Source organism: Accumulibacter sp., assembly GCF_023806625.1.
Classification (GTDB): Bacteria; Pseudomonadota; Gammaproteobacteria; order Burkholderiales; family Rhodocyclaceae; genus Accumulibacter.
On the sequence record NZ_JAMTDX010000111.1, the window covers coordinates 1 to 15,105 of the forward strand.

At 66.9% G+C, this 15,105-nt stretch carries 11 protein-coding genes and 1 pseudogene; 4 read left to right on the forward strand and 8 right to left on the reverse strand.

Features of this window, described 5'->3' with window-relative positions:
- The first annotated feature begins 442 nt into the window (after window positions 1-442).
- Entirely contained in the window at window positions 443-2,158 is a 1,716-nt protein-coding gene (locus NFW05_RS17495) for a SulP family inorganic anion transporter (RefSeq protein WP_295309991.1), read from the forward strand.
- A gap of 117 nt (window positions 2,159-2,275) precedes the next feature.
- Here NFW05_RS17495 and NFW05_RS17500 read toward each other — a convergent pair whose 3' ends face one another.
- Window positions 2,276-2,983, reverse strand: coding sequence for a hypothetical protein (locus NFW05_RS17500; protein ID WP_295309914.1), 708 nt, complete (start codon window positions 2,981-2,983; stop codon window positions 2,276-2,278).
- Between the two features lie 227 nt (window positions 2,984-3,210).
- Window positions 3,211-3,380: pseudogene (locus tag NFW05_RS17505) on the reverse strand (alkylhydroperoxidase); the annotation flags it as partial.
- A gap of 144 nt (window positions 3,381-3,524) precedes the next feature.
- Between NFW05_RS17505 and NFW05_RS17510 the strand changes: the two are divergent.
- Entirely contained in the window at window positions 3,525-4,979 is a 1,455-nt protein-coding gene (locus NFW05_RS17510; protein WP_295309916.1) for a patatin-like phospholipase family protein, read from the forward strand.
- A gap of 156 nt (window positions 4,980-5,135) precedes the next feature.
- Here NFW05_RS17510 and NFW05_RS17515 read toward each other — a convergent pair whose 3' ends face one another.
- The 5 genes from NFW05_RS17515 to NFW05_RS17535 form a co-directional block, all read right to left on the reverse strand.
- Window positions 5,136-7,472, reverse strand: coding sequence for a DNA internalization-related competence protein ComEC/Rec2 (locus NFW05_RS17515; RefSeq protein ID WP_295309918.1), 2,337 nt, complete (start codon window positions 7,470-7,472; stop codon window positions 5,136-5,138).
- A 129-nt stretch (window positions 7,473-7,601) separates the two neighbouring features.
- Window positions 7,602-8,945 (reverse strand): methyl-accepting chemotaxis protein, encoded by a 1,344-nt coding sequence (locus tag NFW05_RS17520; protein ID WP_295309919.1) that lies wholly within the window; start codon window positions 8,943-8,945, stop codon window positions 7,602-7,604.
- On the reverse strand, window positions 8,938-9,618 hold the full coding sequence (locus NFW05_RS17525; RefSeq protein WP_295309921.1) for a nitrate- and nitrite sensing domain-containing protein: 681 nt from the start codon (window positions 9,616-9,618) through the stop codon (window positions 8,938-8,940). The genes NFW05_RS17520 and NFW05_RS17525 overlap by 8 nt, the downstream gene beginning before the upstream one ends.
- Window positions 9,619-9,700: 82 nt before the next feature.
- Window positions 9,701-10,387, reverse strand: a complete 687-nt coding sequence (gene lolD, locus NFW05_RS17530) for a lipoprotein-releasing ABC transporter ATP-binding protein LolD (RefSeq protein ID WP_295309923.1) — start codon at window positions 10,385-10,387, stop codon at window positions 9,701-9,703.
- Complete coding sequence (locus tag NFW05_RS17535) at window positions 10,380-11,627, reverse strand: lipoprotein-releasing ABC transporter permease subunit (RefSeq protein ID WP_295309925.1); 1,248 nt, start codon at window positions 11,625-11,627, stop codon at window positions 10,380-10,382. The genes lolD and NFW05_RS17535 overlap by 8 nt, the downstream gene beginning before the upstream one ends.
- Window positions 11,628-11,707: 80 nt before the next feature.
- Between NFW05_RS17535 and NFW05_RS17540 the strand changes: the two genes are divergently transcribed.
- The gene (locus tag NFW05_RS17540; protein WP_295309927.1) at window positions 11,708-12,763 is read left to right on the forward strand and encodes a hypothetical protein; all 1,056 of its coding nucleotides are present in this window, start codon (window positions 11,708-11,710) and stop codon (window positions 12,761-12,763) included.
- Entirely contained in the window at window positions 12,760-14,490 is a 1,731-nt protein-coding gene (gene recJ / locus NFW05_RS17545) for a single-stranded-DNA-specific exonuclease RecJ (RefSeq protein ID WP_295309928.1), read from the forward strand. Before NFW05_RS17540 ends, recJ begins: the two co-directional genes overlap by 4 nt.
- Here recJ and NFW05_RS17550 read toward each other — a convergent pair.
- Window positions 14,414-15,073, reverse strand: a complete 660-nt coding sequence (locus NFW05_RS17550; RefSeq protein ID WP_295309930.1) for an NF038122 family metalloprotease — start codon at window positions 15,071-15,073, stop codon at window positions 14,414-14,416. The two genes, recJ and NFW05_RS17550, sit on opposite strands and share 77 nt — an antisense overlap.
- Window positions 15,074-15,105: the final 32 nt, after the last annotated feature.

Genomic DNA, 15,105 nt, shown 5'->3' on the forward strand with positions numbered 1-15,105 from the left:
CACCCCGGCAGGCTCGCCACGTGAGCTTGCTGAACATTGTGGCTAATCAAGAAACACCATGCCTCGTGGCGTCCATTTTTCGGGTACCCGATCACGCTTGACAGCGGACGCTTGCCCCTTACAATCTCCATGGCTGAGCCATGTCACGATCAGCGCGATCGTCGGGGGGAGCGGTGTCGACCGCTCGGCCGTCTACGGCCTGTCATGGGTCGCGCACCCGGCGCCGGGCGCTCGCACGATGCCGCGCTGGTAGCCGGTTACCCAGAGGTTCCTGTCTCGTCGACGAAGCGATCCGCGAGTTCGCCGTCGCGCACAGCGACGAGAAGCATCGCGGCCAGCAGGCGCTGGTCAAGGGGGCCTGGGAAGGACGAGGCGAAGTGCAGGTGGAAGGTAATCCGTGGGTTCGACCACAGATACGGAAAACGCTCGACCCGCCCGCGCGCTGAGGCGCCAAGGCCCGGTGGACGGCTGGCGTGCAGTTTTTCCGCCGGCACGGTGGCTCGCCTCGTATCAGAAGGAGTGGTTGGCGAACGACGCGATCGCCGGCGTCACGCTGGCGGCCTACGGCATTCCGGTGTCGCTCGCCTACGCCTCGCTCGCCGGGCTGCCGCCGCAGTGCGGCATCTACTGCTATCTGGTCGGCGGCCTTTTCTACGCGCTATTCGGCTCGTCGTGCCAGCTGGCGATCGGTCCCACTTCAGCGATCTCGATGCTGGTCGGCGTCACGATCGCTGGCATGGCACAGGGTGATCCGGGACGCTGGGCGTCGATTGCGGCGCTGGCAGCGCTGGTCGTCGCCGCGATGTGCGTGCTGGCGTGGCTGTTTCGCCTGAGTTCGCTGGTCAACTTCATCAGCGAAACCATCCTCCTCGGTTTCAAGGCCGGTGCAGCACTGACGATCGCAATGACGCAGTTGCCCAAGCTGTTCGGCGTCGAGGGTGGTGGGCACGGCTTCTTCGGATCCATCGTCACCCTGGCCGGCCAGTTCCCCGATACCAACTTTGCGGTGCTCGCTTTCGGTCTTGCCGCGATGGTCGTGCTCCTGCTGGGAGAGAAATTCCTGCCCGGACGCCCAATCGCACTCTTCGTGGTGGTGATCTCGATTCTCGTGATGTCGGTGACCCCGCTCGGCGAACTCGGATTCAGGATAGTCGGCGCGTTGCCGCAGGGCCTGCCCGATTTCAAACTACCGGACTTGCGGGTACGCGACGTGGACGGGGTGATCCCGCTGGCGTTCGCGTGCCTGTTGCTGGCCTACGTGGAAAGCGTTTCCGCCGCCCGCGCGCTGGCGCAGGCGCGCGGCTACGAGATCGATGCGCGCCAGGAACTTCTCGGTCTGGGCGCCGCAAATCTGGCGGCGGCGCTATTCCAGGCCTACCCGGTGGCCGGAGGCCTTTCGCAGTCGTCGGTGAACGATAAGGCTGGCGCCAGGACGCCGCTCGCGCTCGTTTTCGCCTCGGTGACGATAGGCCTTTGCCTGCTGTATCTGACCGGGATGCTGCACAACCTGCCAAACGTGGTTCTCGCGGCGATCGTGCTGGTTGCCGTCAAGGGATTGATCAGTATCGGCGAACTGCGCCACCTGTGGTGGGTGAGCCGTTTCGAATTCGGCGTCTCGATGGTCGCTTTCGCCGGCGTGCTGGTGCTTGGCATTCTTAAGGGCGTGATCGTGTCGGTCCTGGTGTCACTCCTGTTGCTCATCCGGCGCGCTGCGCATCCGCATGTGGCCTTCCTTGGCCAGATCCCCGGCAGCCGGCTTTACTCCGACATCGAGCGCAACCCGGACAACGCGCCCGTCCCGGGTGCACTGTTGTTCCGCGTCGAGTCCTCCCTGTTTTACTTCAACGCCGAGCACGTGCGTGAGGCGGTCTGGCAGAGGATCCGCTCAACATCGGAATCGCTGACCCTGGCGGTCTGCGATCTGTCCAGTTCACCCGCTGTGGATCTGGCCGGCGCGAGAATGCTGGCGACGTTGCACGCGGAGCTTGAGGCGGGTGGCATTCGCCTGCGGCTGGTGGCGGCACATGCGGCAGTGCGCGACATCCTGCGCGCCGAAGGACTCGATAAAAGCATCGGCCACTTCGGTCGCCAGAACACCATGGCGGATATCATCGACGAGTTCCAGGGGAGGACGGGGAAAACAGCCCCCGCGACCTGACAGCGTTGGCTTGGCCCATCTTTGGCGCCCCCCACAGAACCTATCGCTGAATCAGGCACTTGAGAGCCAATGAAGCATCGAGTGGCACGACAGGGGCGTCGGTTCGGATTCAGGTGATCAGTTTCTTCGTTCCTCCTGGTGTGGGGCTGATGCGGAGCGCGCGATAGGTCGCCATGAGATCGGGTTTGGCGACAGTGGCTTTGCGGACAGGCAGCGAGCGGCCGTCGCGCTGGCTGAAGGCTCCTTCGACCGTCCGCGCCTGGCCTGGCGATTCGCGCCGGCGGCGCCTGCGAAGCAGGTGTTGATCAGATCGGTGACCGTCTCCTGCAGGTCAAAGAGCGTCCGGACGCGACTGAACAAGCGTGTCTCGATCGCCTCGCGATGCTTCATCAGCACATCCGATGCGCGGTACAGACGCCGGTGCGACCTCGACAGAAAGTCCAGCTCCAGCAATTCCCCGAGGGCGCTGCATGGCTGCAGCCAGTTCCAGGTGGCCAGCTCCGAGCCCGGATGGCCCATTCGCCCAATCACATTGCCGATGATCGTCGCCCGCAGGACGCCATTGACTCCCAGGTCCTTCAACGTCTCGATCAAGCCCAGCTCGGTCAACGCATGCAGACCGACGTGCTCCACACCGACCGACCGAGGTTGCGTCATTTGCAGCGAGTCGACATCGACGTCCCGAAAGTCCGCCGGTGGGCCAGGCTCGCCCGCTGCACTCCCCACCGGACCCATCGCCGCCGCGCCCTCCGCCGGCACCCGCGCGACGAGTTGGGCGTGGTCACGCTGGGCCGCGCCCTCGATCGCCTCTTCTCCGAAGAGCACCCAACATGCGGATCTGGTGTTAAGGATCAGCGAGAGCTTCGACCGAGAAAGCGGATCGAGGAATCCGTCATGGCAGGGTCACCTGTCCACGCCGCAATCACATCGCCAGGCACTGCTGGAAGCGCCGGGGTTGACGCTGGAATGCCCTTCCGGAGAGGAGGAGTGCTTGCTGGCCCCACCCTTTCCCGGCTGGCCCTCGTTGCGCACCAGACGGAGTAAGCCCCAGAGAAAGCGCGGAACTCATCGGGGCGGTGTGCCAGCGCGAGAAAGACGTTGGGGACGAACCCGGCCTTCTCCTGCACCTCGATGTTGCGGCTGCGCACAGCCTCGGGCATGTCTTCGAGCGCGGGAGCGGGAAGCGACTGATCGGCGAGTCTATTGCCATCTCCGTGGTCATCGGGGTTCGGATCGTGGCATGACACACAAAGCCCGCAGCCGGCAAAGCGGACTGCCACCGGAGAATGGCAGTTTCACGGGTGCGAAACGGGGTAGACTAGAAATTTAGACGACCCGCCCGGCCAAACCAAAGACGCCACCGTCCATGCGAACCCTGATCGTGCTTTTCCTGCTGCTCTTCCTCGGCGGTTGCGCCAGCCGCCCGGTCAATCCGCCAATCACCGAGGCCGACCCGAAAGCGGGTTATCGTTTCCAGGTACGACAAGCGCATGCCAAGGAGAAGGAAAACCTGGTCGTTCTCGCCTTCTCGGGCGGCGGCACGCGCGCCGCAGCATTTTCTTACGGCGTCCTCGAGTTCCTCCGCCGTACCGAAGTGGTGGGACAGCAGGGCCAGACTGTCCGCCTGCTCGATGCCGTCGACGTCATCACCGGCGTCTCGGGTGGCAGCTTCACTGCGCTCGCCTACGGCCTCTACGGCGACCGGTTGTTTGCCGAGTACGAACAACGTTTTCTGAAGCGCGACGTGCAGGGCGAGATCATCGCCCGTACCTTCAGTCCGAGAAACTGGGGCAACCTCTGGTCGCTGGGCTGGGGTCGTTCCGAACTGGCAGCCGAACTGTACGACGAGATCCTCTTCAACGGTGCCACCTTCGGCGATCTGGATCGTGGTGCTGGGCCGTTGATCCTGGCGTCAGCGACCGATATTTCGAGCGGTGCCCGTTTCGTCTTCCAGCAGAACACCTTTGATGTCATCTGCTCGGACCTCAATGCAGTCCGCTTGTCGCGGGCCGCCGCCGCGTCTTCCGCGGTGCCGGTGGTGCTCTCGCCGGTGACGATCAACAACTACGGCGGCACCTGCCATACGCAGTTGCCCGAGTGGATGAAAGTGTTCCTCGACACTGCCGATCCGCCGCGACCGGCGGCGCGGGCGATCCGTTCGCTGCGCGACCTGCAGGCCTTCGGCGACAGTGTCCGTCGACCCTACCTGCATCTCGTCGACGGCGGTGTCTCGGACAACGTTGGCATGCGCGCAGCGCTCGATGCGCTCGAGATCTCGCAGGCCCTGCACGAGGTGGGTCTACCAACGCCGCTCGATGGTGTGCGCCGGGTGATCGTCTTCATCGTCAACTCGCTTTCCTCGCCGCCGACCGACTGGGACGAATCCGAGAGCCCGCCGGGGACCCTCAGCATCCTGCTGAAATCGGCGGGAGTGCCGATCGACCGCTATTCGTATGAAGCAGTCGAACTGCTACGGGACATGGCGGCGCGCTGGCAGACCTTTCGCCTGATCGGCAATTCGGCGGCCATGGCCACCAACAAGGATCCGGCAGTGGCCGCGGCACTGCGCGTTCCGGACGCCGAGATCTATGCCATCGACGTGTCGTTTTCGGCGCTGAGGGACAAGGAGGAATTCGCCTATCTCAACGAACAGCCGACTTCATTCGTGCTGCCCGCCGAAGCCGTCGATCGCCTGCGCGCGGCGGCCGGACAGATCATCATGGACTCGGCGGAATTCCAGCGGTTGCTGCGCGACATCGGCGCGAGAATCGTCGCGGAGCCGCAGCGCCCGCCGACGGCAGCAGAGGTGAGATCGAAGTAGGACGGCCGCTCGCGGGCGAGCCGTCGGCGGTCCCGCCGCAGCGCCGAGGAGTACGAACGCGCCGGGGGTCAGGGTCAGGTCTTGAGTTTTGCCTCCGGCCCGCGGCACGCCCTTCGCTGCCTTTGCCGAGCGGCGCCTGGCGCGGCATCGCTTGGCTCACTGGCCGTGCCAATATCGCCGATACTCGCTGCGGTGGGACGACAGCGCCGGTCCTTCGGCGCCCAGTCTGATGCGCACCGCGCCGTCGCGATCGGTCCGCCAGACGCGGCTGGTGGCGTAGCGTTCGACGACGTCGGCTCGCGGATGCTGGAAGCGGTTGAGGTAACCGACCGGGATGACCGCCTCGCGGGCACTGACGGCGGCGACGAAGTCGGGGGTCGATGAGGTTCCGCTGCCGTGATGCGGCACGAGCAGCACGTCGCTCTTCAGCTGCGGTCGCGCCCGGGCGAGCAGGGCCTGCTCGTCCCGTGCCTCGATGTCGGAGGTCAACAGGATGCTGCCGGCGGCGATGGCGATGCGCAGCACGCAACTCATGTTGTTGGTCTTGGCGGCGTCGCGCTCGTAATCGCCGGCAGCCGGATGGAGAACGGCGAAGTGGACGCCATCCCACAGCCACTCCTGCCCGGCGAAGCAGCGCTCGGGCTGCAGCTCGGGAACCGAGGATAGCCTGCGCGCGACGGGCAGGGTTTCCTCGATGGCCATCGTCCCGCCCGAGTGGTCCTTGTCGCGATGCGTGACGAGCAGGGTGTCGATCGCCCTGACGCCGTGTGCGCGCAGGTAGGGAACGATGATCCGCTGTCCGGCGTCCGACTCGGCGCTGTACAGCGGGCCGGTGTCGTAGAGCAGCGTGTGTCGCGCGGTGCGCACGACGACCGCGAGGCCCTGCCCAACGTCGAGGACATCGACCCAGGCCTCGTCCGGCGCCGGGCGGGCCGCGGGCCAGGACAGGGCCGGGAGCAGCATGCAAAGGCCGAGCCAGCGGGCCGGGAAACCGCGCGGCAGCAGCAGCCAGATCACCCCGACGACGGCCAGCAAGGTGGCCAGATCTGGCGGTGCCGGCTGTTCCCAGATCGGCCAGACGGCGAGCCATTCAAGGAAGGCCATCAGCCCGCTGACCAGCCAGTGATCGAGATGCAGCAGCGGCGGCCAGGGGATGGCCACGAAGATCAGCGCGATCGGCGCGACGAGCAGGCTGACCAGCGGAATGGCCACGGCATTGGCCAGTGGCGAGACCAGCGAAAACTGCTGGAAGAGCAGCAGCAGCAGCGGTAGCGTGCCGATCGTTACGGCCCACTGTGTCGAGCCCCAACTGGCCAGCATCGCTCGCCAGCCGCGTGCGGCACCGATCTGCGGCGTACCGACGAAGAAGAGGACGCCGACGGCGGTAAACGAAAGCCAGAAGCCTGGCGAGAGCACCGCCCAGGGATCGATCAGCAGGACCAGCAGCAGCGCGAGCAGCAGGCTGCGGCTGACGCCGAAGTTGCGGCCGGACCAAAGGGCGAGTGCGACGACGCTGAGCATGTACAGCGTACGCTGCGTCGGTACGGCAAAGCCGGCGAGCAACGAGTAGGCGAGGGCCGCCAGCCAGCCGGCCGCGACTGCGGCTTTCGGTGCGGGAAGGTAGAGCATCGCCCGTTCGCTGCGCCGCCAGATCCACCCGGCCAGGCTGGCGAAGAGCGCGGCGACCATGGTCACGTGCAGCCCGGAGATGCTCATCAGGTGGGTGACGCCGGTTTGCCGGAAGAGCCGCCACTGGTCGCCGGGGATCGACTGCTGGTCGCCGACGGCGAGCGCGACGAGAATCCCGGTGTAGGGCGAGTCGCCAAGCACCTCGTAGAACGACTGACGGAAGTGGTCGCGCAGGCGCTCGATCAGATAGGCCGGCGCCGGAACCAGGTCGTCGAGGCGTTCGGCGATCGCCTGTGGCCGGACGTAGCCGGTCGCTCGCAATCCGCGTTCGAACAGCCAGGCTTCGTAGTCGAATCCATAAGGGTTGGCGTTGCCGTGCGGGCGCTTGAGGCGGACGGTGAATCGCCAGCGCTCGGCCGGGCGGATCTTGAGTCCGTCGCGCCACTCGTCGTCGAGCGATCCCCGGTACCAGGAGAGCATGATCCGCCGCGGGAGTCGGGCGCCCGGCGTGTCGACGCGTTCGACGGTGAATTCGAAGCGCTCGCCGCGCTCGAAGACGTGCGGCAGCGCCGCAACGACGCCGACGATCTGCACGTCGCGACTCTCCCAGGCGGCTTCGAGTCGATCGTCGAGGCGCTGTTCCGCGCGCAGCACCGCCCAGGCAAAACCGAGCAGCGCGCAGCCGGCCAGCGACAGCGCCAGACAGCCGACCGACTGCACGCGTCCGGCAGTCGGTCGCTGCCGCACCAGCCAGAGCAGACCGGCAGCGGCGAGCAGGACGACAAGCGGCGGCCAGTCGGGTAGCGCCGGCTGCATCTGCAGCGCACCGATGCCGAGGGAAAAAGCGATGATCCGACTGCGCAAGCTGACTTACCCTTCCCGATCCGCGTCGCCCGGCGCGACAAAGCGACGATTTGTCGCCCGGAGGTGCCGTTCTGTGCCCGGAGGCCGTCGACCCGTGAAGTAACGGGCAGGGCGCTTCCTGTCAAGCCCTCAGCGGAGCCGAAAGCGGCGGACTTCGGCCTCGAGGCTCTCGGAAAGGTGCTGCAGCTGCGCGGCCGTCGCGGCATTCTCGGCGACCGCCCCGCGGTTGTCTTCGGCCATCCGGGCGACGGTCTCGACGTTGCGCGCGATTTCGGCGCTGGCCACGCTGTGCGCGTGCAGCGCAGCGGTGATCTGGGCGACCCGGTCGACGACCTGGGCTGCGTTGCCGCCGATCTCGCCGATCGCCCGTCCGGCCTGGGTGGCCAGCGCGACCCCGTCGGCCACGCGGCTGACGCCGAGGGTCATGCTCGCCACCGCTTCACGCGTCCCGTCCTGAATCGCATCGATCATCGCGGCGATCTCCCTCGTCGAGCGCGTGGTCCGCTCGGCCAGCTTGCGTACTTCATCGGCGACGACGGCGAAGCCTCTTCCCGACTCGCCGGCGCGCGCTGCCTCGATGGCCGCATTGAGCGCCAGCAGGCCGGTCTGGTCGGCAATGTCCTTGATCACGTTGACGATCGCCGAGATCTTGTCCGAGCGCGCGCCGAGGTCGGCGATGATCCTCGCCGAGCCGTTGACGACGTCGGCGATGCGCTCGATCTCGCCGACGACGTCGCCGACGACCCGGCCACCGTCGGTCGACAGGGTGCCGGCACGGATCGCGATCTGGTTGGCGTCCTGCGCGCTGCCCGACAGGCGCTCGACGGCCGTGCGCATCTCGTCGATCGCCGTGGCCATGGTCGCTGCCGAGTCGCTCTGCCGCTCGCTGCCGCTGCGGATGTTCGCCGCCGATCCGGCGAGCGCCCTGGTCGCTTCGAGGACCTCGCGTGCTCCCCGATGGACGTTCTCGATCAGCCCGCGGAAAGCGAGGACCATCTCGTTGAGGCCGTCGCCGACGAGTTTCAGTTCGTCACGCGTGCCAAGATCGACATGCACGTTGAGATCGCCGGTGGCAATGGTCCGCGTGTTTTCGGCGAGGCGATTGATGCTGCCGATGGTCGCGTAGTAGAGCCCGACCGATACGTAGGCATAGAGCAGGAGGATTCCCGCGGAAAGCGCAAAGCTCAGCACGAGCTTGCGCGTCGCGTTGTCGATCCGCTGCTGGAGGAGCTGTCCGAGCGTCGGGAAGAGCGTCTCGAACATTTCCTGGTACCCTTTCTCGAGCGACGCGGTGGTCAGCGCGAAGTACTCGCCCGGCGGCGTCGCGTAGGTTCCCGAAAGGATGTCCTGGTTGACCAGCGCGGTCATCCTTGCGGTCGCCGAGCCCATGTCACCGATCGACGCTTCGAGCCGAGTGCGCAGATCGGGGTTGTGGTGCGATGTCCGCTCGAGATTGCGCCGCAGACTATCCACTGCGACGTTCGGCGAGAAGGACGGTGAACTCGACCTGCTGATCGAGCACGAGCGGCTGCTTGCGGTTCAGCACGCCGGTGCCGAGGGCGCGCAGCTGGCCCATGCGCTCGATCGCCGTCGGCGACTTGTCGACCGCCGTGTCGATCAGGTAGGTGGTGTCGATGTCGGGGTCGTTGGTCAGCGCGTAGGCGTCGGCGACCTCGCCCTGGAGGGCGAGCAGGTCATCGATCAGCTGCGTGTGGGCGCGGAAGTTCTCGCGGGCGATCAGGTCGAGTCCGTCCTTCTGGATCGACGCCCAGCTCTCCCTGGCCCTCTTCCAGTTTGTCGATTCCTGCAGTCCCTCGCCGAGCAGCGACTCGACTACGGCGAACGATTCGCTCACCTGGTGCTCGCGGGCTGCGCGCTGTCCCTTCATCTCTTCGTTGCCGCTGAGCACGCCCGACGAGAGGCCGCGATGGATCTGCAGGTTCTGGACGAGACGGGCGATCGGCTTGATCGCCTCGACTCCGGACAGCTCGCGCTGCGAGCTGTCGATCACCCGATGCAGGCTCTGGTAGAGACTCAGCAGCAGGATGGCGATGGCCACCAGCGCCAGGACGCCCATGATCGCGAACTTCCTCGGGTAGGTAACGCGATTGAGCAGGGTGATCGCCGGCGTAAACACGGCTTTCATGTGCGGAGTCCTCCGGTGGGTTCGGCAGTGCCCTTATCGGCTGGCTGGTCGGCGACTTGAGCATGCCCGTCGCCCTCGGGTGTCAGTCGCGCTGGGCATGAAGGCGCCCGTCGCGCAGGGTCAGCAGCCTTTCCGCACGGCCGGCGAGGTCCGGATCGTGGGTCACGAAAACCAGACTCGTCCGCCGCGTTCGGTTGAGTTCGAGCATCAGGTCGAAGACGGCGGCGGCGGTCTGCCGGTCGAGGTTGCCGGTTGGTTCGTCGGCGAGCACGCAGGCGGGTCCGGTGACCAGCGCGCGGGCGATCGCCGCCCGCTGCCGCTCGCCACCGGAGAGTTCTCCCGGCCGATGCTGCAGCCGGTGCCCAAGGCCGACCTCGGCGAGGATCGTCGACGCGCACTCTACGGCTTCGGCCCTGTTCATCCGCCGGATGAACAGCGGCATCGCCACGTTCTCGAGCGCGGTGAATTCGGCGAGCAGGTGGTGGAACTGATAGACGAAGCCCAGATGCCGGTTGCGCAGTTGGCCACGCTCTCGGTCGTCGATCGTCGCCAGGTCCTGTCCGAGCAACTGCACGCGTCCGCCACTCGCCTCGTCGAGCCCGCCGAGCAGGTGCAGCAGCGTGCTCTTGCCCGAACCGGAAGAGCCGACGATGGCGATGCGCTCGCCGACGCCGACTTCGAGGTCGACGCCGAGCAGGACCGGAACTTCGCTGTCGCCCTGCCGGAAGGTCTTGCGCAGATCCTGGCAGGCGAGGACCGGCTCACTCATAGCGCAAGGCCTCCGCCGGGTTGACGCGGGCCGCCCGCCAGCTCGGGTAGAGCGTCGCGACCAGCGCCAGCACGAGGGCGACGCCGGTGATCGTCGTCACGTCCCGCCATTGCAGCTCGGACGGCAGGCTGGAGATGTAATAGACCTCCTTGGCCAGGAACTGCGTGCCGAGCAGGCGCTCGATGAACGGCACGACGACGTCGACGTTCAGCGCCAGCGCCACGCCGCCGGCGACGCCAAGAGCGAGTCCGATGACCCCGATCAGCGCTCCCTGGACGATGAACACGGTCATGATGCTCGCCGGGCTGGCGCCGAGCGTGCGCAGGATGGCGATGTCCGACTGCTTGTCGGTGACTGCCATGACCAGCGTCGAGACGATGTTGAACGCGGCCACCGCGACGATCAACGAGAGGATGATGAACATCATGTTCTTCTCGATCTGCACGGCGCGAAAGAAGTTGGCGTGACTCCTCGTCCAGTCGCTGATGAAGGCGTTGACCTCGAGCCTCGAAGCGAGCAGCCGCGCGACACGCGGTGCGGTGAACAGGTCGTCGAGCTTCAGGCGCACTCCCGAGACGCGATCGTCCAGGCGGTAGAGCCGTTGCGCATCGGCGAGGTGGATCAGCGCGAGGCCGCTGTCGTATTCGTACATGCCCACCTCGAAGACACCGGCGACGCGGAAAGTCTTCAGGCGCGGGACGACGCCGGCGGGGGTGACGACTCCCTGCGGAGCGATCAGCGTGACCGGATCACCGGTCGATACGCCCAGTGCGCGGGCCAGTTCGGAGCCGAGGACGATGGCGAAGCTGTCCGGCAGCAGGGCATCGAGTCGGCCATTCTTCATGTGCGGCCGGAAATCGGCGACCTTGTCCTCCTGATCCGGGAGGACGCCACGGATCAGCGCGCCGCGAACCGTTTCGCCGTTGGCGAGCATGCCCTGCGCCTGGACGAAGGGCGCGGCGGCGATCACTCCCGGCTGGCCCATCGCGATCGCGGCGACCCTTTCCCAGCCGGTCATCTCGCCGCCGGCACCGGTGATCTGGATGTGCGAAACGACGGCGAGAATCCGCGCCCGGAGTTCGGTCTGGAAGCCGTTCATCACCGACAGAACGACGATCAGCGCGGCGACGCCGAGGGCGATGCCGAGCATCGAGATCAGCGAGATGAACGAAATGAAATGATTGTGCTTCTTGGCGCGCGTGTAGCGCAGGCCGATCAGCAACTCGTAGGGTAGGGCCATCAGCGGCGGAAACCTCTCCCGGGTAGCGCGGCGCCCGGGCGCAGGACGGAGCGGCAAAGGCGCTATGCTACACTCTTCCGATGCCGCTCACCCTGGTTGTTCCCGAACTGATCTGGCCCGAACCCGACGATCGGGCGACACTCGACGATCTCTCCTGCCCGGGGCTGACCGCGCTGCTCGCCCGCAGCCGGTTGACGCAGCGTCCGCCGCAGTCCTTCGAGGCAACGCTAACCGACCTCTTCGGCATCGCCGGGAGTGCGGCCTACGCCGCTTTTCGCGCCCTCGGCGAGGAACACGGCCCGCCCGAGGCGCGGGCTTGCTGGGTTTGCGCCGATCCGGTGCATCTGCGTCTTCACCAGGAGCGGCTGATCCTCGCCGAGGGAAGCAGGCTGGCGATCGAGCGGGCGGAAGCCGAGGCGATCGTCGGCGATCTGAACAGGCATTTCGCGAATGTCGGCCGTTTCCATGCGGTAACCCCCGAGCGCTGGTATCTGGAACTCGACGATCAGGTCGATCTCGGTCATTTCGACGTCCTGCCGCTGTCCGCTGCCGCCGGCCGCCGCGTCACCCGGCAGCTGCCCGAGACGCCCGAGGCGCGCTGGCTTCGGCAACTGCTCGTCGAGGCGCAGATGATCCTCCACCGGCATCCGGCCAACGAAGCGCGCGAAGCCGCGGGGCAGTCGACGATCAACAGCCTGTGGTTCTGGGGCGCCGGCGTGCTGCCGGCGGCGACGGTCGGGCCTTTCTCGACGGTCTGTTGCCGCGATCCGCTGACCCGCGGTTTGGCTCGGGCATCGGGGCGACCGACTCGCCGACCGCCCGAGACCGCCGAGGAACTGCTCGTCGGGGCGAGCGATCGTGAGCATCCGCTCGTCGTTCTCGACGATCTGCAGCGAGCGGTGCAGTACGAGGACGGGGCGGCCTGGCGGGACAGTCTCGCCGACCTCGAACGCCGCTGGTTTGCGCCGCTGCGCGCGGCGCTGACGCAGCGACGCATCCGCTGCCTGCGTCTCGAGTCGTCGACGGCCTACGCGGCGCTGGCCTGGGAGAGCCGCTACTTCGACCAGTGGAAGCTCTGGTGCCGGGCGCGATCGGTCGCCGCGCTGGCCGAGTCGCTTGGCCGGGGCGAACGATGACCCGTCTGCAGCAGCGGAGCGTCTCACCACGGGTCCAGTGGCAGCTCGAGCAGCAGGGCCTGCCTTCGCTGCTCGCGCGCATCTATGCCGGACGCGGCATCGTCGCACGCCGCGAACTCGATCATCAGTTCGGCGCGCTGGTTTCGCCGGAGAGCCTGACGCGCGCTGGCGAAGCCGCCGTGTTGCTGGCCGACGTGATCGCGCGAGGCGAGCGGATCCTCGTCGTTGCCGATTACGATTGCGATGGAGCGACGGCGTGCGCGGTGGCCATCCGCGCCTTGCGCGCGTTCGGCGCCGATGTCGACTACCTCGTCCCGAACCGGTTCACCAGTGGCTACGGCCTGTCGCCGGACATCGTCGAACTGGCCGCCGTCCGCAAGCCGCGGCTGATCGTCACCGTCGACAACGGCATCAGCAGTCACGAGGGCGTGCTGCGCGCACGGCAGCTGAACATCGCGACGCTGATCACTGATCATCATCTGGCCGGCAGCGAGCTGCCGCTCGCCGACTGCATCGTCAACCCGAACCTGCCCGAGTGCACCTTTCCGAGCAAGTGCCTCGCCGGCGTCGGGGTGATCTTCTACGTAATGCTCGCGCTGCGCGCCGAGCTGCGCGCACGCGGCTGGTTTTCTGCGGGCAGCGGGCGCGACGAGCCGCGGCTGGCTGCGCTGCTCGACCTCGTCGCTCTCGGTACGGTCGCCGACGTCGTCCGCCTCGACCAGAACAACCGTGTCCTGGTCAGCCAGGGATTGCAGAGAATCCGCCGGGGTAACGGAGCGAGCCCCGGTGTCCGCGCGCTGTTCCACGCTGCCGGGCGCGACCCGGCGCGCGCCTCGAGTGCCGACCTCGGATTCATCGTCGGTCCGCGGCTCAACGCGGCTGGCCGTCTGTCCGACATGTCGCTGGGCATCGAGTGCCTGATCACCGACGACGAAGCCCGCGCGCTGAACATCGCGCGTCAGCTCGACGCGCTCAACCGCGAGCGACGCGAGATCGAGTCGGGGATGCAGGAGCAGGCCTTGCAGCAGCTCGCCGGACTGCTTGCGGGTGGCGACGGCGAAGACCCGGGCGGTTGGTCGCTGTTCGACGCCGACTGGCATCAGGGCGTGATCGGCATCGTCGCTGCCCGGCTCAAGGAGAAACTCCACCGCCCCGTGTTCGCCTTCGCGCGCGGCGACGACGGGCAGATCAAGGGTTCGGGGCGATCGATCGCCGGCTTCCACCTGCGCGACGCGCTCGATCTGCTGGCGCGCCGGGCGCCGGGTCTGCTGCTGCGCTTCGGTGGTCACGCGATGGCCGCCGGAGTGACGATCAGGGAGAGCGACTTCCCGGTCTTTCGCGAGCTATTCGCGGCGATCGCCGGCGAGTTGCTCTCGTCCGCCGACCGCACGCGGACGATCGAAACCGATGGCGGTCTCGAGGCCGCCCATTTCTCGATCGCGACGGCGCGGCTTCTCGAAGGCGAAGTCTGGGGTCAGGGTTTTCCGGCGCCTCTCTTCGAGGATGAATTCGCGGTCGAAAGCCAGCGCGTTCTCCGCGACCGACATCTGAAGCTTCGCCTGCGCAAAGGCATGCAGACGATCGAGGCGCTGCACTTCAACTTCGCCGAGTCCCCCGGCGGAGTCATCCGCGCGGCCTATCGGCTGGCCGTCAATGACTACAACGGTGTGCAGACGCCGCAACTGATGATCGAGCACCTCGAGCGGGCGGCACCCCGGGCGAACTGATCGCTGCCCCCGCCAGTTCGGCCAGGGTTGGCGCTCTGCCGCCGAGCAGCTGACGCTCCGTCCGCCGTGCGGCTGCCGTTGATCCCGCGGCGTGCGCTCCGCACTGTCGACTTCCTTTACATGTTCTGCCTCGGACGCTGACTTTTGCAGACGGGCGACGCCGGCGGCCGACCATTCGCGCGGCGAGGACGACGATCAGGAACAGGCTCAGGGCGTCGGGTTCGCTGACCGACAGGCCAGCCAGGTCCCAGCCGATCACGTCGAGTGCCCGAATGTCCGTCGGGCTGATCACCAGCGATTCGCCCGGGGATTCGGTCGGGTCCATGATTCCGATGCCGAAGTCGTCCTTCCAGTGGCTGGCCTGACGGCCATCGCCCGAATGGACGCCGGTGGCGAAGCGGGCGATACGGGTGATGCCGCCATCGATCGAGAAATACTTGTCGCGCGCGTTGGCCATGGCGAAGGCCGCATCGGCCCGTGGGTCACCGGTCGAGGTGAAGTTGAAGACCAGTCCACCGTGCGCGACTCCGGCGGCGAGTTGCAGCAAGGCCGCGGCGACCACCGACAGGATGCGTACGGGCATCGTCAATTCTTCAACAGAAGGTCGCCAGCCAG